This window comes from Pseudomonas sp. B6002 (assembly GCF_013385985.1).
GTDB lineage: Bacteria > Pseudomonadota > Gammaproteobacteria > Pseudomonadales > Pseudomonadaceae > Aquipseudomonas.
Genome location: NZ_JACAOY010000012.1, coordinates 473,370 through 493,203, shown reverse-complemented (window position 1 = coordinate 493,203; position 19,834 = coordinate 473,370). Strand labels below are relative to the sequence as shown.

The window sequence follows — 19,834 nt, the reverse complement described above, 5'->3', positions numbered from 1 at the left end:
AGAGGCCCTTGCAGGCGATGACTATTCCGGCCAATGCCACGCCGGCGCATCCAGAATCCCCTGCCCAACGATCTGGGTCTCCCCCAACACCTTCTCCAACACTATCGAATTGCACCCCTCATCCTGCTGCAGCGCCGCAATCAGGCGACTGGCATGGGACACCACCCACACCTGGCAGTGATTCGAGGCTTGGATGATCAGGCGCGCCAACGCCGGCAGCAGGTCCGGATGCAAGCTGGTTTCCGGCTCGTTCAACACCATCATGGTCGGCGGCCGCGGCGTCAGCAGCGCCGCGATCAGCAGCAAGTAACGCAAGGTCCCGTCCGACAACTCCGCCGCCGACAACGGCCGCAGCAAGCCTTCCTGATAGAACTCAATCGCAAAACGCCCCCCCTGCAACGGCTGGATGTTCAAGCGCGCGCCGGGGAATGCATCGCTGACGGCCCGCTGCAGCGCCTCGGGGTCGCCAATCTCGCGGATCGTCTGCAAGGCGGCCGCCAGGTCGCGCCCGTCGTGATGCAACACCGGCGTGCGTGTGCCCAGTTGTGGCTGGCGTACCGGGGCGTCCGCATCGCTGCGAAAGTGATCATAAAAACGCCAGCCACGGATGCTTTCGCGCAGCAGCAACACCTCCGGCGAGCCGCGCAGGCTGCCGACCTGATCGAACAGGCTGTGATAGTTGGGGGTGTGCTGGGCCAGCACATCCCAACTTCGACCGTCGCGCGCGCGCACCATGGGGCCGGAACGCTGCACCAGCAGGCTGGCTGGCCGGTAGAGGTGGCCGGCCCAGATGCATTCCTTCTTCACTTCCGGGTCGAGGGAGAAAAATGACCTGCTGGGTTCAGGTAGCCCCAACGATATCGCATAGCTGAAATCATCCCCGGCAAACCCCAACCGCAGGCGTTTGACGCCTTGGCGCACGGTGGACTCGATCGGCACCTCGCCGTTGCGCATGCGCCGGCTGATGTTTTCCGGCCCGGCCCAGAAGGTGGAGTCCAGCCCGCCCTCACGGGCCAATGCATTGATCACCCCGCCCTGGGCAGTTTCGGCCAGCAGGCGCAGGGCACGGTACAAGTTGGACTTGCCGCTGCCATTGGGGCCGGTGACCAGGTTGAGCCGGTCCAGGGGTACCACCAATTTATTGATCGAGCGGTAATTGGCCACCGCGAGGGTTTTCAGCATGGGGATTTAATCGGTTTGGGAACCCCCCGAGTATGGGATCCTCCATGCAGATAAGGAACCCTGATCTAAGCTCACAGTCGCATACACACTGGCACGTCGGCATCACGCATAAGGAGCCTGCATGGGCGGTCGTACTTCCACATTGATCTTCGGACTTGGCCTACTGACGCTGTTGAGCGGCTGTGGCCAGGAAAAGGCCGAGCCCAAGGCCCATTCCCGGGTGTTTGTGCAAACCGTGCAGCCGGCGGATTTTGCCGCGGCGGTGACCCTCACGGGTGACGTCCAGGCCCGGGTACAGACCGACCTGTCCTTTCGCGTTGGCGGCAAGATCATCCAGCGCATGGTGGACGTGGGCGACCGCGTGAGCGCCAAGCAAGTGCTGGCCAAGCTCGATCCCAAGGATTTGCAGACCAACGTCGACTCCGCCCAGGCCCAGGTCGTGGCCGAGCAGGCGCGGGTCAAACAGACGGCCGCCGCCTTTGTGCGCCAGGAAAAACTGCTGCCCAAGGGCTACACCAGCCGCAGTGAATATGACGCCGCCCAGGCTGCATTGCGCAGCAGCCAAAGTGCGCTGGCCGCCGCCCAGGCCCAATTGGCCAACGCCCGCGAACAACTCGGCTACACCGCCTTGATCGCCGATGCGCCCGGTGTGATTACCGCGCGCCAGGCCGAAGTGGGCCAGGTGGTGCAGGCCACCGTGCCAATTTTCAGCCTGGCCCAGGACGGCGAGCGCGATGCGGTGTTCAACGTGTATGAGTCGCTGTTGGTAGAGCCGCCACCCGACGCACCGATCACCGTCAGCCTGCTGGAGAACCCCAGCATCAAGGCCGTGGGCAAAGTGCGTGAGGTCACGCCTGCCGTGGCCGCCAACACCGGCACCGTGCAAGTGAAGATTGCCCTGCAAGCGCTGCCCAAGGGCATGGAGCTGGGCTCGGTGGTCAGCGCCACGGCCAATGGCCCGGCCAAACCCAGCATCGAACTGCCTTGGGCAGCGCTCACCAAAGACCTCAACGAACCTGCCGTGTGGCTGATCGACGGCGACGGCAAGGCGCAATTGCACAAGGTCACGGTAGCGCGCTACCTCACCGGCAAAGTGATCATTGGCGACGGGCTCAAAGGCGGCGAAAAGGTCGTGGTGGCGGGCGGGCAGTTGCTGCACCCCGGCATGGTGGTTGAGATCGCGCAGCAAGGAGTCCAGCCATGAAGCGCCTGACGGCGGTACTCGCCGCCAGCCTGCTGCTGGCCGCGTGCTCCAAGGAAGAGGCGCCACCGGAGCCCGTGCGTCCGGTGCTGTCCATGGAAGTGAAAGCCGAAGACCAGGAAAACCTCGGCCGCTTCGCCGGTACCATCCAGGCGCGCTACGAGAGCAACCTGGGTTTCCGTGTGCCAGGCCGTATCGCCCGCCGCGCCGTGGATGTGGGCGCCGAAGTGGAGAAGGGCGCCTTGCTCGCGGTGCTCGACCCCACCGACCAGCAAAATCAGTTGCGCGCCGCCCAGGGCGACCTGGCCCGAGTGCAGGCGCAGTTCATCAACGCCCAGGCCAACGCCCGTCGCCAGCAAGAGCTGTTCAACCGTGGCGTCGGCGCCCAGGCCCAGCTGGACGTAGCTCAGACCGACCTGAAAACCACCCAGGCCTCCCTCGATCAGGCCCAGGCCTCGGTCAACCAAGCCAAGGACCAACTGAATTACGCCGAGCTGCGCACCGATCACGCCGGTATCGTCACCGCCTGGAATGCCGAGGCCGGCCAGGTGGTCAGCGCCGGCCAGCAAGTGGTGACCCTGGCCCGTCCGGACATCAAGGAAGCGGTGATCGACCTGCCGGCCGGGCTGGCTGAGCGCCTGCCGCCCGACGTGGTGTTCATGGTCGCCGAGCAGCTCGACCCCAACGTGCACACCACCGCCATCGTGCGCGAGATCGAGCCCCAGGCCCAAAGCGCCACGCGCACCCGTCGCGCGCGCTTGACCCTGGCCGAGACACCGCCTGCGTTCCGCCTGGGCACGGCGATCAGCGTGACCCTGAGCACCGCCATCGCGCCGCGAATCGAATTGCCCCTGAGCGCCTTGCAGGAGGTCGACGGCAAGACGCGCATCTGGCTGCTCGACACCCAAAGCCAGACCGTGCAACCGCGTGACGTCACCGTCGTCAGCCGCGACAGCGCCAGCGCCGTGCTCAACGGCGGCGTCAAACCCGGCGAGCGCATTGTCACCGCTGGCGTGAACAGCCTGAGGCCCGGGCAAAAAGTCAAAATCGACGAGGACAGCCCGCGATGAAAGGGAGCTTCAACTTATCCGACTGGGCCCTCAAGCATCAGTCCTTCGTCTGGTACCTGATGTTCGTCGCGCTGCTGATGGGCGTGTTCTCCTACATGAACCTGGGCCGCGAGGAAGACCCCTCGTTCACCATCAAGACCATGGTGATCCAGACCCGCTGGCCGGGCGCGACCCAGGAAGAAACCCTCAAGCAGGTCACCGACCGCATCGAGAAAAAACTCGAGGAACTCGACGCCCTCGACTACGTGAAAAGCTACACCCGGCCGGGTGAGTCCACGGTGTTCGTGTTCTTGAAGGACACCACCAGCGCCAAGGACATCCCCCATATCTGGTACCTGGTGCACAAGAAAATCGACGACATTCGCGGCACCTTCCCCCAGGGTCTGCAGGGGCCTTCGTTCAACGATGAGTTCGGTGACGTATTCGGCTCGGTGTACGCGTTCACCGGCGACGGCCTGACGATGCGCCAGTTGCGCGACTACGTGGAGCAGGTGCGCGCCGAGATCCGTTCGGTGCCGGGGCTGGGCAAAGTCGAGATGATCGGCCAGCAGGATGAAGTGATTTACCTGAACTTCTCCACGCGCAAACTCGCCGCCTTGGGGATCGACCAGCGCCAAGTCGTGCAGAGCCTGCAATCGCAGAACGCGGTCACGCCGGCCGGGGTGATCGAGGCCGGGCCGGAGCGGATTTCGGTGCGCACCTCGGGGCAGTTTGCCTCGGAGAAAGACCTGGCCAACGTCAACCTGCGGCTCAACGATCGCTTCTATCGCCTGGCGGACGTCGCCGAGATCAGCCGTGGCTACGTCGACCCGGCGCGGCCGATGTTCCGTTTCAACGGCAAACCGGCCATCGGCCTGGCGATTGCCATGCAGAAGGGCGGCAATATCCAGTCGTTCGGCAAGGCCCTGCATGAACGCATGGACGAGCTGACCGCCGACCTGCCGGTGGGTGTGGGCGTGCACAAGGTGTCCGACCAGGCGGAAGTGGTGGAAGAGGCCGTCGGTGGCTTTACCAGCGCGCTGTTTGAAGCGGTGATCATCGTGCTGGTGGTGAGCTTCATCAGCCTCGGCATGCGCGCAGGGTTGGTGGTGGCGTGCTCGATCCCACTGGTGCTGGCGCTGGTGTTCGTGTTCATGGAGTACAGCGGCATCACCATGCAGCGGGTGTCGCTCGGCGCGTTGATCATCGCCCTCGGCCTGTTGGTGGACGACGCGATGATCACCGTGGAGATGATGATCACGCGCCTGGAGAAAGGCGAAACCAAGGAACAGGCGGCGACCTACGCCTACACGTCCACGGCGTTCCCGATGCTCACCGGTACGCTGGTGACCGTGGCCGGCTTTGTGCCGATTGGCCTCAACGCCAGTTCGGCGGGCGAATACACCTTCACCCTGTTCGCGGTGATTGCCGTGGCGATGCTGGTGTCTTGGGTGGTGGCGGTGCTGTTCGCGCCGGTGATCGGCGTGCACATCCTCAGTGCCAATGTGAAATCCCACGATGCCGAGCCGGGGCGGATTGGCCGCGCGTTCAACGGCGGCATGCTCTGGGCGATGCGCAACCGCTGGTGGGCCATTGGTATCACGGTGGCGTTGTTCGTGGCGTCGGTGTTCTCGATGCAGTTCGTGCAGAACCAGTTCTTCCCGTCATCCGACCGCCCGGAAATCCTCGTCGACCTGAACCTGCCGCAAAATGCCTCGATCAACGAGACGCGCAAAGCCGTCGACCGCCTGGAAGCGATCATCAAGGACGACCCGGACATTGCCCGCTGGAGCACCTACATAGGCCAGGGCGCGATCCGTTTCTACCTGCCCCTCGACCAGCAACTGGAAAACCCTTACTACGCGCAGCTGGTGATCGTGAGCAAGGGCCTGGAAGAACGCGGCGAGTTGATCAAGCGCCTGCAAAAACGCCTGCGTGATGACTTCGTCGGCATCGGCAGTTACGTGCAGCCACTGGAAATGGGCCCGCCTGTGGGGCGGCCGATCCAGTATCGCGTGTCGGGCAAAGACATCGATCAGGTGCGCAAGCACGCCATCGAGCTGGCGACCCTGCTGGATAAAAACACCCACTTGGGCGAGATCATCTACGACTGGAACGAGCCGGGCAAAGTGCTGCGCGTGGACATCGCCCAGGACAAAGCGCGGCAACTGGGATTGTCGTCGGAAGACGTGGCGCAGTTGATGAACAGCGTGGTCAGCGGCGCCTCGGTGACCCAGGTGCACGACGACATCTACCTGATCAACGTGGTCGGCCGCGCCGAAGATGCCGAGCGCGGCACCCCGGAAACCCTGCAGAACCTGCAGATCGTCACGCCCAATGGCACGTCGATTCCGCTGCTGGCGTTTGCCACCGTGCGGTACGAGCTGGAGCAGCCGCTGGTGTGGCGTCGCGACCGCAAGCCGACCATCACCATCAAGGCCTCGGTGCGCGACGAGATGCAGCCGACCGACCTGGTGAAGCAACTGGCGCCGACCATCGAGCAATTCAGCGCCGGCTTGCCGGTGGGCTACAAGGTCGCCACCGGTGGCACCGTGGAAGAAAGCGGCAAGGCCCAGGGGCCGATTGCCAAGGTGGTGCCGCTGATGCTGTTCCTGATGGCGACCTTCCTGATGATCCAGCTGCACAGCGTGCAGAAGATGTTCCTGGTAGCCAGCGTTGCGCCGCTAGGCTTGATCGGCGTGGTGCTGGCGCTGATTCCCACGGGCACGCCCATGGGCTTCGTGGCGATCCTGGGCATCCTGGCGCTGATCGGCATCATCATCCGCAACTCGGTGATCCTGGTGACGCAGATCCACGAGTACGAATTGGCCGGCTACACGCCGTGGGATGCGGTGGTGGAAGCCACCGAGCACCGGCGCAGGCCGATCCTGCTCACCGCAGCGGCCGCGAGCCTGGGCATGATCCCCATCGCCCGTGAAGTGTTCTGGGGGCCGATGGCCTACGCGATGATTGGTGGGATCATCATCGCCACGTTGCTGACCCTGTTGTTCCTGCCGGCGCTGTACGTGGCCTGGTACAAGATCCGCGAACCGAAGCAGGATCAACAGGGAAAACGCGGTTAAACCTGTGGGAGCTGGCTTGCCTGTGATAGCGGTGCCCGTCAGTGAATGAGTGGCTGACCCACCGCTATCGCAGGCAAGTCGAATCGTCGCACCGCAGCTCCCACAGTTGGATTTTTATGCTGTATGAAATATCTCGAAATGCCTTTCGTGCCGCCTGCAAGTCTACGGGTGTTTTACCCTCGGCCCCCTTCGGCACAGGATGAGCAGCATGAACTTGCAACTTCACTTTTTACTGCTCTGCACGCTCCTCCTCTCACCACTGGTCTCTGCCACCACGGTCCTGGAAAACCCCCAGTGGCGGGTCGAACTCGACCCCGCCACCCTGGCCATCCGCGTCACGCCCAACGGCCAGGCGTCGGTGCAGGCTTCCAGCGGGGTGCAGGCGCGCGCTGTCAGCCAACTCTCGCACACGGATCAACAGGCCAGCTGGCAGTGGGATGAGGGCGCCTTCCGTATCAGCGCCCGCCTTGAGCAGCATGACCTGCTGCTGACCCTCCATGCTCGGGAGCCGGGCGCGCTGGCGATCCTCCAGCAACCGGCCAGCGCCATGGGGCATGGCGTGATGTGGCCATTGGCCGAAGGGCATTACGTGCCGGCCGATAACCCGGTGTGGAAGGCCTTCCTGCTGGATCAGGGCGAACTCAATACCACCCAGGACCTCAGCCTGCCGCTGTGGGGCCTGGACCACGGCAGTTTCACCCTCAATTGGCTGCTGACCAACCCCTACAACAACCGCCTGCACTGGCAGGAAGGCATGGCCCTGTCATTGGCCCATGAATTCACCTCGCTCGATCCCTCTGCGCCGATGACCCTGCTGTTGCACCTGGGCGACGCCGAGCCTTTGGCGGGCGCCAAACGCTATCGTCAATGGTTGGTGGAACACGGCCGCTATGAATCGTTGGCAGACAAGTTGCGGCAAACGCCCGAGGCGCAGAAGTTGCTGGGCGCCAGCCATGTGTACCTGTGGGGCAATGACTTGCTGGTATTGGACGATGTGCGTGACTGGCCAAAGCTGGTCACGTTGCTGCGCGGTAATGAGCTCAAGGGGCTGTTGGATAAAGAGAGCACGCAGGTTCTGGCGCAGACGACTGCGCTGAATCGCTATGAACACACCGTGTTGCTGCGCGGCCTCAATGCGGCAATCAACAAGAAGGCACGACAGGTGTGGCAGGTTGAAACGCCGGATGTGGCCCGGCTGGCCGCCCGATATGGTGAGTTGCGCCGTGAGCTGGCTGTCACCTTTGCCGGCGCCCTGAACGACAACCCTGAAAACTGGGGTAGCAAGGTCATTCCATCCCTGAAAGCCGCTGGGCTCGAACGCTTGCTGGTGACGTTGGGCGAAGGTTGGGAGGGCGGCCTCTGGCACCCGGAAGCGATTCGCGCCGGTGTCGACGCCGGCTACCTGATGGCGCCTTACGACTCCTATGAAACGGCGCTATCTGCCACCGAAAACCCGGATTGGACCACTGCTCATCTGGGCGACAATGCCTACCGTAACTGCGCCATCGTGCTTAAGGACGGCAAGCTGAAAACCGGTTTCCAGCAATCGGGCCACTACACCGACCCACGCTGCGTGCGGCCCTTGTTGGAGGCGCGGGTGCAAGCGGTGCAGGCCAAGTCCGGTTTCAACGCCTGGTTCCTCGACGCCTACGCCACAGGCATGGTATTCGACAGCTACCGCGACAGCGCCCCGATGAGCCAGGCGCAGAACGCCGAAGGCAATGTGGATGCTTCCCGCTGGCTCAGCACCGTGCTCAAGTTGCCGGCTGGTTCCGAAGACGGCAACGCCACCACCGCCCAGGGCGTTTTGTTTGCCCATGGCATGCAGACGCCGGTGATGGGGTGGGGCGATCAGGCCATGACGAAAGACAAAAAGTCGCCCTATTACGTTGGCAACTGGTACCCACCGGACCAACCCGCGGTGTTTTTCAAGCAGGTGCCGTTGAAAGAGCCGTTTCGCACCGTGTATTTCGAGCCGAGCATGCGTCTGCCGTTGTACCAGGCGGTGTTCCACGGCTCGGTCATCACGACGCATCACTGGCTGTTCGACAGCCTGAAGCTGAGCAATGTGCGGGCAGAGAACGAGTTGACCCAACTGCTCTACAACGTGCCGCCGCTGTATCACCTGAGTGCCGGGACCGTTAAGCAGCGGTTGCCCATCATTCAACGCCAGGACGCGTTTTTCCGCCCGTTGCATGAACGCCTGGCCACGCAGGAAATGACGAGCTTTCGGTGGCTGACAGCCGATCGGCGTGTGCAGGAAACCACTTTTGCAGATGGCACGCGGTTGATCGCCAATTTTGCAGAGCGCAGTGTGACGGCGTTGGTGGTGGGCGAAGATCCAGTGTTGTACCAGGTGGAATAGCTATCGCAGGCAAGCCAGCTCCCACAGGGGAACGCATTCCAACTGTGGGAGCTGGCTTGCCTGCGATGGGGCCGGCCCAGACGCAAAAAATCTAAATTTTTCGCCAGACGCTGGCCAACCACGGCTGCTGCTCCCGAGGCAACCCAGCCGGCCGGTAGTAATGCTCCAACTCTTCAAAGCCGGCCTCCGTCAGCAACGCCTGCCACCCTTCAAGGTCGTGATAAGACCCGTACCGTGGCCCATTCCAGCCTTCCTGGTTCTCACCCCGGGGGTTGGAGCTGAACAACACGCCGCCAGGCTTCAACGCCCCATGCAGCTGCTGGAGCACACGCGGCAGTTCCTGCTTGGGAATATGAAACAGCACGGCGTTGGCGAAAATCCCGTCGAAGCGTTCGGCCGGCAGGTCCAGCTTCAGGAAGTCCTGTTGCAGCACTTCACAGCCGCTGTCTTCACGCGCCATCTGCGCAAAGCGCTCCGAGCCGTCCAGCCCCACGGCGATGTGCCCCAGGCGCGTGAACGTCTGTAGATCCCGCCCCGGCCCGCAGCCGAAATCCAGCACGGTGAAAGGGGCGGTGCCGTGGATATGCCGCAGCAGGGCATCGATATTCTGGCTTACATCGTGATCGCGAGTGCCTTCACGGAAGTCCTCGGCCACCTTGTTGTAGTGGCCGAGGGTGGTGGAAGTGATCTGGTCGAGGTCGTCGGGCTTGAGGGACATGGCAAGTGATACCGGGCGCTGGGATGTCCCGACTATACCTCACCGCTTGTTCAACACCCGAGCCAAACGATCACCGCCCAACTGGATCACCGCCACCAGAATCACCAGCAGCACGATCACCGTGAGCATGATCTGCGTATCAAAGCGCTGATAGCCGTAGCGGTAGGCAATATCACCCAAACCACCTGCACCAATCGCCCCGGCCATCGCCGACGAGTTGATCATGGTCACCAGAGTGATGGTGAACCCGCCGACAATCCCCGGCAGTGCTTCGGGCAACAGCACATGCCAGATGATGTGCCAGCGCCGGCAACCCATGGCCTGCGCCGCTTCGATCAGGCCGTGATCGACCTCGCGCAAGCTCACTTCGGCGATCCGCGCAAAGAACGGTGTGGCGGCAATGGTCAGCGGCACGACGGCGGCCCATACCCCATAGGTGGTGCCGACGATCAGCCGGGTAAACGGGATCAAGGCCACCATCAGGATCAGGAATGGAATCGAGCGGAACAGATTCACGAACGCCCCCAGCACGCGATTAAGCGCCGGGGCCTGGTAGATGCCGCCCTTGTCGCTGGTCACCAGGAACACCGCCAGGGGAATTCCCACCAGCAACGCGATCAGTGACGACACACCCACCATCAACAAGGTATCGATGGCGCCCTGCACTAAACGATCAAACCACATAGCCCAGCACCTCCGCCTGTTGTGCCCAATTGCCGGCGCGGGTGCGCAGTTCTTCGGGGGTGTGGGGCGAACCGCTCACCGCCAGCAGCAGTTGCCCGAGGGCGTGGCCCTGGATGCGTTCCACGCCGCCTTGCAGTAAGCGCACGCGCCCGCCCAGAGCGCCGAACAGCGCGGCCAGGTCCGGCTCATCGGTGTCGCTGCCGGTGAACTGCAAGCGCAGTACCACCGCGGCCTCCGCCGACGTTGGGCTGGCTTGCAAACGGCTTTGCAGTTCTTCCGGCAGCCCATGTTGCAACGGTGCCAACAGGGTTTTGCTGACCTCGTGCTGCGGGTTGCCAAATACTTGCCACACCGGGCCTTGTTCGACGATACGCCCGTGCTCGAGCACCACCACGCGGTCGCAAATCTCGCGGATCACTGCCATCTCATGAGTGATCAGCACGATGGTCAAACCCAGGCGTTTGTTGATCTCGCGCAGCAGGCCGAGAATCGACTGGGTAGTCTCCGGGTCGAGGGCCGAGGTGGCCTCGTCGCACAGCAAAATTTCGGGGTCGTGTACCAGCGAGCGGGCGATGCCCACGCGTTGTTTCTGCCCTCCGGACAGCTGCGCCGGATAGGACCTGTGCTTATCCTGCAAACCCACCAGTTCCAGCAGCTCACGCACCTTCTGCTCGCGCTGCAGTTTCGGTACGCCGGCCACTTTCAGCGGCAGCTCGACGTTCTGCCACACGGTCTTGGCCGACATCAGGTTGAAGTGCTGGAAAATCATGCCGATGCGCCGGCGTAGCGCCACCAGGCGGTCTTCGTCGAAGTCGCCGATGTCCACCTGGTCGATCAGCACACGCCCGCTGCTGGGCTGTTCCAGGCGGTTGATGGTGCGGATCAGCGACGACTTGCCGGCGCCGCTGCGGCCGATGATGCCAAACACTTCACCGCGCTGGATCGCCAGGTCGATGCCTTGCAAGGCGTGTACGGCGCCGTCGTAGGTCTTGCCCAGGTTGATAAAGCGCACATGGGCGCGGTTCAGGTCGGGGTGCAGTTCGGTCTGCTCGGCGTCCCTGGGCGGTAAGCCCAGGTCGCGCAGTTGGGCATGGGCGGCGGTCATTTTTTATCTTCCCAGCCGACCTGGTAGAGCTTGCCCAGGGACTTGTCCAGTGCAGCACGTACCACCGGCGAATGCTGGTAGATGTCGACAAACTTGATCACACGCGGGTCGGTTTTGCTTTTCGGCTGGATCACGAACTGGATCACGTATTCCGGGTGATCAAGGCCGTCGAACAGCAGCGCCGACTCCGCGTCGAAGGTCTTGGACAGGCGGATGTACGCCGGGTAGCCCTGCACCAGGTCGGCGTCGTCATAGGCGCGCACCAGCTGCACGGCCTCGACTTGCAGGATCTTGATCTTCTTCGGGTTGGTCACGATGTCTTCTTCGGTGGCCTTGTAGCCCACGCCCGGCTTGAGCGTGATCAGCCCGGCCTTGGCCAGCAATTGCAGGCCGCGACCGCTGTTGATCGGATCGTTGGCGATGGCCACGCTGGCGCCCTGTGGCAGGTCGTTGATGCTTTTGTATTTCTTCGAGTACAGGCCGACGTTGTTGATGATGCCCGGGGCGTAGGGCACCAGGTCAAAGCCTGCGGCAGCCTTTGCATTTTCCAGGAACGGGATGTGCTGGAAGTAGTTCACATCGATATCGCCGGCTGCCAGGCTGACGTTGGGGGCAATCCAGTCGGTGAATTCCACCAACTCGACTTTAAGGCCTTGCTTGCCCGCCTCGGCCACGGCAGCTTCCAGCGGGATCGCGAAGGCGGCGGTGGTGCCGATTTTCAGCGGCGCATCGGCGGCGAAGACGGCCGAGCTGAACAAACCAAACGCCAGGGCCAGTGCTTTGACTGGGTGGGTGAGCAGTGTTTTTTTCATCATCATTTTCCAGTCATAAGGTGTTTACACAGATCCCTGTAGGAGCCGGCTTGCCGGCGATGAGGCCCTTGAATACTGCAGTGATCTCAAGGGCGCTATCGCCGGCAAGCCGGCTCCTACAGGGGGGAGTGGCGGTAGGTAGAACCGGTGTGTTGTTCGGGCAGGCGCGCGCTGTTGTGAAAGACTTTTTCACGCAGCGTGCCGGCCTCGTAGGCGGTCTTGTACGACCCACGCTTCTGCAGCTCCGGCACCACCAGGTCGATGAAGTCCACATAGCTTTCCGGCGTGACGATGCGCGTCAGGTTGAAACCATCCAGCCCGGTCTCCGCGATCCACGACTCCAGTTCATCCGCCACCTGTTCCGGCGAACCGACCAGGGTGATGTAGCGCCCGCCCAGGGCGTGCTGCTCGAGCAACTTGCGTCGGGTCCAGTCATTGTTCTGCAGGTTCTTGGTCGCCGACTGGATCGCGTTGCTCTTCACGTACTGGATCGGTTCGTCCAGTTCGTATTGGGCAAAGTCGATGGCCGTGGACGCCGAGAAGTGCGCCACGCCGGCTTCCGCGCTGGCATAGCTCAGGTATTCGGCGTGCTTGGCCCAGGCCAGCGCTTCGGTGGCGCCCACGATCACATTGAGGCCCATGAACACCTTGATGTCGTCCGGGTTGCGGCCCGCTTCGACGGCGCTGGCGCGCACCTTGTCCACCTGCACTTTGGTCGAGGCCTTGTTCTGCCCGCTGATGAACACGCACTCGGCGTGACGCCCGGCGAACAGCAAACCGCGATCCGAACTGCCGGCCTGGAACAGCACCGGCGTGCGCTGCGGCGAGGGTTCGCACAGGTGATAACCCTCCACCTGGTAGAACTCGCCGTGGTGCTCGACCTTGTGCACCTTGCCGGGCTGGGCATACACCCGCGCCTGCGGATCGTTGAGCACCGCGTCGTCTTCCCAGCTGCCTTCCCAGAGTTTGTAGAGCACCTCCAGGTACTCATCGGCCTGGTCATAACGGCGGTCATGCTCGACCTGCTCGGTCAGGCCCATGGCCTTGGCCGCGCTGTCGAGGTAGCCGGTGACAATGTTCCAGCCCACGCGGCCACGGCTCAGGTGATCGAGGGTGGACATGCGCCGGGCGAACAGGTACGGCGGTTCGTAGGTGAGGTTGGCGGTGAGACCGAAACCAAGGTTCTGAGTGACGGCGGCCATGGCCGAGACCAGCAGCAGCGGGTCATTCACCGGCAGCTGGATCGACTCTTTGAGCGGCACGTCGATGGAGTTCTGATAGACGTCGTACACGCCGACGATGTCGGCGATGAACAGCCCATCGAACAACCCGCGCTCCAGGGTCTTGGCCAGGTCGGTCCAGTATTCGATGGTTTTATACTGGGTGGACGTGTCCCGTGGGTGCGTCCACAGACCGTGGTTGATGTGCCCGATGCAGTTCATGTTGAAGGCATTGAGCAGGATCTTTTTCTTGGCCATCAGATGGTCCCCCGCAGTGGCGGGTTTGCATCGTTGAGGTAGTAATTGCCCACCGCGTGGTACTTCCAGCGCACCGGGTCGTGCAGGGTGTGCACGCGGGCGTTGCGCCAGTGACGATCCAGGCCGTGCTCGGCCAGGGTCGCCTGGCTGCCGGACAGTTCGAACAGCGTGCTGCCCGCCGCCAGGGAAATCTCGGTGCTCAGGGCGCGCACTTCAGCCACGGCAATCGAGGCGGCGGCGACGGTCTCGGCGTTGCTGTCAGCCTGGGCGCGGTCGAGAAATTCACCCGAGCGTTCCAGCAGCGCTTCTGCGGCATGCAGGCGCACGCTCAGGTGGCCGAAGCTTTTCAGGGTCAGCGGGTCCTCGGTGGCCTTGTCGTTGCCCGAGTCGATCCACGGGCGGGTCTTGGTGCGCACAAAATGCAGCGCATCTTCAAACGCCGCGCGGGCGATGCCGGTGTCGATGGCTGCGTGAAGAATCTGTGCCAGCGGGCCGACGGTGGTCGGGCGCTCGAACGCGCTCTGGAACGCAATCACGTCCTGCGCCGCCACCCACACGTTGTCGAACACCACCGAACCGCTGCCGGTGGTGCGCTGGCCAAAGCCGCTCCAGTCGTCGATCACGGTCAGGCCTTCGCTGCCACGCGGGACAAACGCCAGTTGCTGCACGCCGTGCTCATCCACCACGGAGGTGGGGATGCGCTGGGCGTAGATCGCGCCGGTGGAATAGAACTTGCGGCCGCTGACGCGAAAACCATCGCCGTCGCGGGTGATCGATGTAACGCGGTCATGGGCAGTCTTGGTGCCCAGTTCCGCCAGGGCGTTACCAAAGCGCTGGCCCGCGAGCACTTCGGCGTACAGGCGTTGTTGTTGCGCCGGGGTGCCGTTCACCCGCAGCACTTCAAGGGCGTAGAAATGGTTCTGCGGGATCTGGCCCAACGAGGCATCCGCCTGGGCGATCAGTGCAATGACCTTGGCCAGGGTGACGTTGGACACACCGGCGCCGCCGTACTCCTTGGGCACGCTGATGCCCCACAGGCCGGAGCGCGAGAACACGTCCAGTTCGGGCAGGGGCAGGCGGCGTTCGCGGTCACGCTGGGCGCTGTCGCGGCGGAAATCTTCGGCCAGGTCGCTGGCGACAATAAGGGCTTGTTCGTCGCTGGTGATGACCGCGACGTGATGAGAAAGGGTCATGCGTATTTCTCCAGAGGTCTGGTCGGTCAAATCCAGGAGTGGCGAGCCGGCAGCGTGCCGTTCAATCGAAAGGCGCCGATGGCGTGATACTTCCAGCGCACCGGGTCGTGCAGGGTGTGCACCCGGGCGTTGCGCCAATGCCGGTCGAGGTTGAACTCGGCGAGGGTCGCGCGGCTGCCGGCCAGTTCGAAGAGCTTTTCGCTGACTTGCAGCGACACTTCAGTGGTCAGTACCTTTGCTTCGGCCACGGCAATCGAGGCGCGGGCGGCAGACTGCGCGGTGATCGGTGCGGCGCTCACTTGGTCCAGCACCTGGCCGGCCTTGCGCAGCAGCGCTTCGGCGGCGTGCAGCTCGATCTTGAGCTTGCCGATGTCGGCGATCACATACAGGTCATCGCTGGCGCGTTCGACGTTGGCATCGACCCACGGGCGCGAACGTTCACGCACGAAGGCGATGGTGTCGTCCAGCGCACCGCGTGCAATGCCCGCGTCAATGGCGGCCTGGATCAACTGGGAGACGGCGCCCTGGATATTCGGGGTTTCGCCGATGCGCCAGTTTTCGACCACCAGCTCTGCGTCCACCGGCACCTGGTCCAGCAGTACCGTGCCGCTGGCGGTGGTGCGTTGGCCGAAGCCCGACCAGTCATCCACGATGCGCAGCCCTTCAGTGCCACGGCGCACGAACGCCATGACCTGCTTGCCGTCATCGTTCAGCGCCTTGACCGCGACCCAATGGGCAAACAGTGCGCCGGTGGAATAGAACTTCTGGCCGCTGATCACATGCCCGTCACCCTTGGCGGTGATGCGCGCCTTGAGTTCCAGGGTGTTTTTGGTGCCGCGTTCCGGGCCGCCATTGCCGATGCGCCAGCCGTCGAGGACGCTCTGGAACAGCTGCTTTTTCTGACGCTCGGTGGCCGCGCCCTGCACCAGGTGCAGGATGCCGAAATGGTTCTGCGGGATCTGCCCAAGGGCCGGGTCGGCCGCACTGATGATTGCGAACACCTCGGCCAGGGTCACGAACGAGACCTGCGGGCCGCCGTATTCGCGGGGAATGGAAATACTGCCCAGCCCGCTGCGAGTGAACTGTTCGATCTGTGCCCACGGCAGTTTGCGTTGCTGATCGCGCTTGGCGGCTTGCAGGCGTGCGGCCTTGGCAAGCTCGTGGGCCGCGTCCAGCGCCTCTGCGTCGTTGCGCAGCACAGCGGCCGGCAACAGCAGGGGGGCTATATCGCGATCATTGTCCAGACCACTCTGGGGGGGTGTTTGAGCCAAGTTAGACATCAGCGCCGCTCCTTGGCTGCACGTAATGCCCTGGCGTTATGCACCGGGGTAATTCTGACCATACCGACCTCGCATTCAATGAAATAAAAACAAAAAAATCAGAGATGTCCGGTGGTCCGGTGCATATACCCTAAGCGTGTTAAATCTTTAAATAAACTAACTTCTAGGAATATGCATAGAAGGGCTGTCACCCCGGTTCGCAGGGTGAACCAGGGTGATGCGGTTGGTAGGTCGACGCGGCCCTGGCGGGCCGGGCTGGCGCCTGGGGTGAGCAGGCGGCGATGTTCAGCGTGCGGGTCGGTGCCCAGCGTGAATTATTGCCCACGCGATCAAGGATGCAGTACGTCACGTCCAGACGGCTGTCGTCGCCGGCCTCGACAATCACCGCCGGGGGCACCCACAGGTGGACCGTCAGGCCGACGTCCGACGGTTGGATTGGCGGCAGGTCCAGGCGCACATCGCCCCAGCGCAGGGTGATGGCGTCGCCGCTGCTCATGTTCAGGTAGGGCTCGATGGTCAGTGGGATGCCACGCCGCACCTGATGACCATTGACGCCATGGCGACGGATCGTTTCGGGCAGGCCCACCGGGGCGAGGTTCTGGTTTTCATCGCTGAACAGGGGCGAAGGCTCGCCGCCGGGGTAATTGGTCTTCACCTTTACCCGCGTCGGGGCGGAACGGACCGGGCCGTAGCCCACTTGCATCACCTGGTAGTGCACTCGCGCCAAGCCATCCTGCACAAAGCTTTCCGGTACGCGCAGCTGGGTCGGCATGCCGATCTTGCAGGCCGTGATCCTCCGTGAGGCGGCGAAGCAGTTGTTCCAGAACAGTTCGATCAAGTCGCCCTCGTCCATGCCGGGGTAGGGCGCAATGTCGACTTGCAGCTGGGTGGCGGCCAGGGCGTTGATGCCTTCCCGATGCGCCTGGGGCAGGGTCGGGGCGGTGAGCAGGGGCGGGGTTGCAGTGCGCGTCATACGTAATCTCCTTGATGCAGCCAGCAGCAATCGTTCCGAACCGTTGGCGCGGGTGCGCAAGGGGGCCGAAAGGGAACGATTCAGTGAGTAGCCGGGATAGGATCCAATCCTCTAGGCCCTAGATAAGAGGGTTGGCCGGGGAGCGTCAATGGCGGCACGGGGCTAAACGGCGAGCAGGGGGAAATTCAGAAGGGTCTGACTCGCGCGGGGATATTCGGGTGGTGACGGCGGGGTGTTTTACAGGCTGGAATGAGCATTCCCTGTGGGACCGCGCTTCATGTAGGAGCTGGCTTGCCTGCGATAGCATCACCTGGGTGTGATGGATACACCCAGGTGTCTGCATCGCAGGCAAGCCAGCTTCCACACAAGCCATTTTCCATAGACCCAGGGGATGTTTCAGTGGGCGAGAAACTTGCTCAGGAACTGCTTGGTGCGTTCTTCCTTGGGGTTGGCGAACAGCGCCTTGGCTTCGCCTTGCTCCACGATCACGCCCTTATCGAAGAAGATCACCCGATTGGCCACATCGCGGGCAAAACTCATTTCGTGGGTGACGATGACCATGGTGCGGTTTTCTTCGGCGAGGCTGCGGATGGTCGCCAGCACTTCACCCACCAACTCCGGGTCGAGGGCCGAGGTGGGTTCGTCGAACAGGATCACCTCCGGCTCCATGGCCAGCGCACGGGCAATCGCCACGCGCTGTTGCTGGCCGCCCGACAGGCGCCGCGGGTATGACGCTTCCTTGCCCGCCAGGCCAACCCTGGCCAGCAGCTTGCGACCGAGGGCGACCGCCGCGTCGCGTGGCATCTTCTTGACCACGATCGGGCCTTCGATGACGTTTTCCAGCGCGGTGCGGTGGGGGAACAGGTTGAAGTTCTGGAACACGAAGCCCACGTGCTGGCGTAAGCGTCGCACCAGGCCTTGTTGCTGGTTGAGCGGCTTGCCGGTGTCAATCTCGATGTCACCCACCTTGATGCGGCCACTGGTGGGTTCTTCGAGGAAATTCAGGCAGCGCAGCAAGGTGGTCTTGCCGGAACCGCTGGGGCCAATGATGGCGACGACTTCGCCTTCCTTGACCTCAAGGTCGATGCCGTTGAGTACCACCTGGCCCTTGAATTGTTTGGTCAGTTTTTCAACCACGATCATGCTTCAAGACTCCAGGTCATGCCGGTTGACCCGGTCTTCCAGGCGGTTTTGGAAGTGCGCCAGGATGCTCGCCAGAATCCAGTAGATCAAGGCGGCGGACAGGTACATGGTGAAGATTTCGAAGGTTCGCGCAGACACCAATTGGGCCTGGCGGAACAGCTCGGGCACCTGGATGGTAGCGGCCAGCGCCGTGTCCTTGACCAGCGAAATAAAGCTGTTGCCCAACGGCGGCAACGCCGTGCGCATAGCTTGCGGCAGGATGGCCCGGCGCAGGGTCTGCGCGCGAGTCATGCCGATACTCGCAGCGGCTTCCCACTGGCCACGCTCGATGGAAGCGATGGCGGCCCGCAGGATTTCACAGGCGTAAGCGGCCATGTTCAGCGAGAAGCCGATCAAGGCCGCCGGGATCGGATCCAGCTCGATGCCCACTTGCGGTAAGCCGTAGTAGATCAGGAACAGCTGCACCAGCAAGGGCGTGCCGCGAAAGAACGACACATAGACCCGGGCGATCCAGCTTGCCAGCTTGAAGCGCGACAGGCGCATCAAGGCCAGGCCGAAGCCCAGCAGCAAGCCGAAAAACATTCCGCCGAGGCTAAGAATCACTGTGTAGTACGCGCCCTTGAGCAGAAAGGGCGCGGAGTCCAGCGCGAGTTGGAAACCTGCTTCCATTATTCAGTGACGTCAGCGTTGAAGTACTTCTCGGACAGCTTCTTCAAGGTGCCGTCGGCGCGCAGTTTGTCGAGGGCCTTGTTCACCGCGTCGAGCAGCTCAGGCTCGCCTTTGCGCAGGGCGATACCGGCTTCCTGGCGGGAGAAGGCGTCGCCGGCAGTGGCAGTGTCCGGGGCTTTCTTGGCGTATTCCAGGGCGGCCAGGCGGTCGATCAGGATGGCGTCGATACGGCCGATACGCAGGTCCTGGAACTTGGTCGGGTCATCGTTATAGGTCTTGATGATGGCTTTAGGCTGATTGTCCTTGAGCCATTGTTCGTAGTTGGTGCCCAGGCCTACACCGACTTTCTTGCCGGCCAGGTCGTCGGCGGTCTTGATGCTGTCGACGTTCTTTTTCAGGACCAGTGCCTGGATACCGGACACGGTGTAAGGCTTGGAGAAGTCGTACTTCTTCTTGCGCTCTTCAGAAATGGTGACCTGGTTGACCACCGCGTCCAGGCGCTTGGATTCCAGTGCGGCGAGGATGCCATCCCACGGCGTGGCCTGCAGCTTGACCTTCACGCCCAGCTCCTTGGCCAGGGCTTCGGACAGTTCCACTTCAAAGCCGCTGAGCTTGCCGCTTTCGTCGACGAAGCTGAACGGTGGGTAGGTGCCTTCCAGGCCGATCTTGATCTCGCCCGCTTTCTTGATGGTGTTCAACTGCTCGCCAGCAACCGCCTGGCCCATCCACCCAGCCCCGAGGGCCAGGCCCAAAGTGCCAACCAGCAACGTACGACGCAATGCAGAAATAGTCATGAAGAGCCCCTGTGTTTTTTATGTTGAGCGAAGCAGGTGACGCAGTAGTCGTATCCTGCCTTAAAGCGCGGTGCGCGTCTTCGCCTACGGCGCGATGATAAAGCC

General features: G+C 62.8%; 16 protein-coding genes. 4 read left to right on the top strand and 12 right to left on the bottom strand.

Annotated elements, in window-relative coordinates; all coding sequences use genetic code 11:
- Window positions 1-21: 21 nt before the first annotated feature.
- A complete protein-coding gene (locus HX792_RS18290) occupies window positions 22-1,182 on the bottom strand; it encodes an AAA family ATPase (protein WP_176997381.1) in 1,161 nt (386 codons plus the stop codon).
- A gap of 121 nt (window positions 1,183-1,303) precedes the next feature.
- Between HX792_RS18290 and HX792_RS18285 the strand changes: the two genes are divergently transcribed.
- The 4 genes from HX792_RS18285 to HX792_RS18270 all read left to right on the top strand — a co-directional run bounded on the left by HX792_RS18285 (window position 1,304) and on the right by HX792_RS18270 (window position 8,880).
- Window positions 1,304-2,386 carry an efflux RND transporter periplasmic adaptor subunit gene (locus tag HX792_RS18285; protein WP_176997380.1) on the top strand — a complete coding sequence of 361 codons (1,083 nt, stop codon included), beginning with the start codon at window positions 1,304-1,306 and terminating at the stop codon, window positions 2,384-2,386.
- Window positions 2,383-3,453, top strand: coding sequence for an efflux RND transporter periplasmic adaptor subunit (locus tag HX792_RS18280; protein WP_176997379.1), 1,071 nt, complete (start codon window positions 2,383-2,385; stop codon window positions 3,451-3,453). Before HX792_RS18285 ends, HX792_RS18280 begins: the two co-directional genes overlap by 4 nt.
- Complete coding sequence (locus tag HX792_RS18275) at window positions 3,450-6,515, top strand: efflux RND transporter permease subunit (RefSeq protein WP_176997378.1); 3,066 nt, start codon at window positions 3,450-3,452, stop codon at window positions 6,513-6,515. The genes HX792_RS18280 and HX792_RS18275 overlap by 4 nt, the downstream gene beginning before the upstream one ends.
- A 208-nt stretch (window positions 6,516-6,723) precedes the next feature.
- The gene (locus tag HX792_RS18270; RefSeq protein WP_176997377.1) at window positions 6,724-8,880 is read left to right on the top strand and encodes a glycoside hydrolase; all 2,157 of its coding nucleotides are present in this window, start codon (window positions 6,724-6,726) and stop codon (window positions 8,878-8,880) included.
- Between the two features lie 91 nt (window positions 8,881-8,971).
- Here HX792_RS18270 and HX792_RS18265 read toward each other — a convergent pair whose 3' ends face one another.
- The 11 genes from HX792_RS18265 to tcyJ form a co-directional block, all read right to left on the bottom strand.
- A complete protein-coding gene (locus tag HX792_RS18265; RefSeq protein ID WP_176997376.1) occupies window positions 8,972-9,598 on the bottom strand; it encodes a bifunctional 2-polyprenyl-6-hydroxyphenol methylase/3-demethylubiquinol 3-O-methyltransferase UbiG in 627 nt (208 codons plus the stop codon).
- Window positions 9,599-9,637: 39 nt separating this feature from the next.
- Complete coding sequence (locus tag HX792_RS18260) at window positions 9,638-10,282, bottom strand: methionine ABC transporter permease (protein ID WP_016974994.1); 645 nt, start codon at window positions 10,280-10,282, stop codon at window positions 9,638-9,640.
- Window positions 10,272-11,387, bottom strand: a complete 1,116-nt coding sequence (locus HX792_RS18255) for a methionine ABC transporter ATP-binding protein (RefSeq protein ID WP_176997375.1) — start codon at window positions 11,385-11,387, stop codon at window positions 10,272-10,274. Before HX792_RS18255 ends, HX792_RS18260 begins: the two co-directional genes overlap by 11 nt.
- Window positions 11,384-12,199: a MetQ/NlpA family ABC transporter substrate-binding protein gene (locus HX792_RS18250; RefSeq protein ID WP_176997374.1), complete on the bottom strand. Its 816-nt coding sequence runs from the start codon at window positions 12,197-12,199 to the stop codon at window positions 11,384-11,386. Before HX792_RS18250 ends, HX792_RS18255 begins: the two co-directional genes overlap by 4 nt.
- A 116-nt stretch (window positions 12,200-12,315) precedes the next feature.
- Complete coding sequence (locus HX792_RS18245) at window positions 12,316-13,677, bottom strand: LLM class flavin-dependent oxidoreductase (protein ID WP_176997373.1); 1,362 nt, start codon at window positions 13,675-13,677, stop codon at window positions 12,316-12,318.
- Window positions 13,677-14,870, bottom strand: coding sequence for an SfnB family sulfur acquisition oxidoreductase (locus HX792_RS18240; protein WP_176997372.1), 1,194 nt, complete (start codon window positions 14,868-14,870; stop codon window positions 13,677-13,679). Before HX792_RS18240 ends, HX792_RS18245 begins: the two co-directional genes overlap by 1 nt.
- Window positions 14,871-14,896: 26 nt before the next feature.
- Window positions 14,897-16,150 carry an SfnB family sulfur acquisition oxidoreductase gene (locus HX792_RS18235; protein ID WP_176997371.1) on the bottom strand — a complete coding sequence of 418 codons (1,254 nt, stop codon included), beginning with the start codon at window positions 16,148-16,150 and terminating at the stop codon, window positions 14,897-14,899.
- A 187-nt stretch (window positions 16,151-16,337) separates the two neighbouring features.
- Complete coding sequence (locus HX792_RS18230; RefSeq protein ID WP_176997370.1) at window positions 16,338-17,123, bottom strand: hypothetical protein; 786 nt, start codon at window positions 17,121-17,123, stop codon at window positions 16,338-16,340.
- Between the two features lie 396 nt (window positions 17,124-17,519).
- Complete coding sequence (tcyN, locus tag HX792_RS18225; protein WP_176997369.1) at window positions 17,520-18,266, bottom strand: L-cystine ABC transporter ATP-binding protein TcyN; 747 nt, start codon at window positions 18,264-18,266, stop codon at window positions 17,520-17,522.
- A 3-nt stretch (window positions 18,267-18,269) separates the two neighbouring features.
- Window positions 18,270-18,935 carry a cystine ABC transporter permease gene (tcyL, locus tag HX792_RS18220; RefSeq protein WP_071482540.1) on the bottom strand — a complete coding sequence of 222 codons (666 nt, stop codon included), beginning with the start codon at window positions 18,933-18,935 and terminating at the stop codon, window positions 18,270-18,272.
- Window positions 18,935-19,729, bottom strand: coding sequence for a cystine ABC transporter substrate-binding protein (tcyJ, locus tag HX792_RS18215; RefSeq protein ID WP_176997368.1), 795 nt, complete (start codon window positions 19,727-19,729; stop codon window positions 18,935-18,937). The genes tcyL and tcyJ overlap by 1 nt, the downstream gene beginning before the upstream one ends.
- Window positions 19,730-19,834 lie beyond the last annotated feature (105 nt).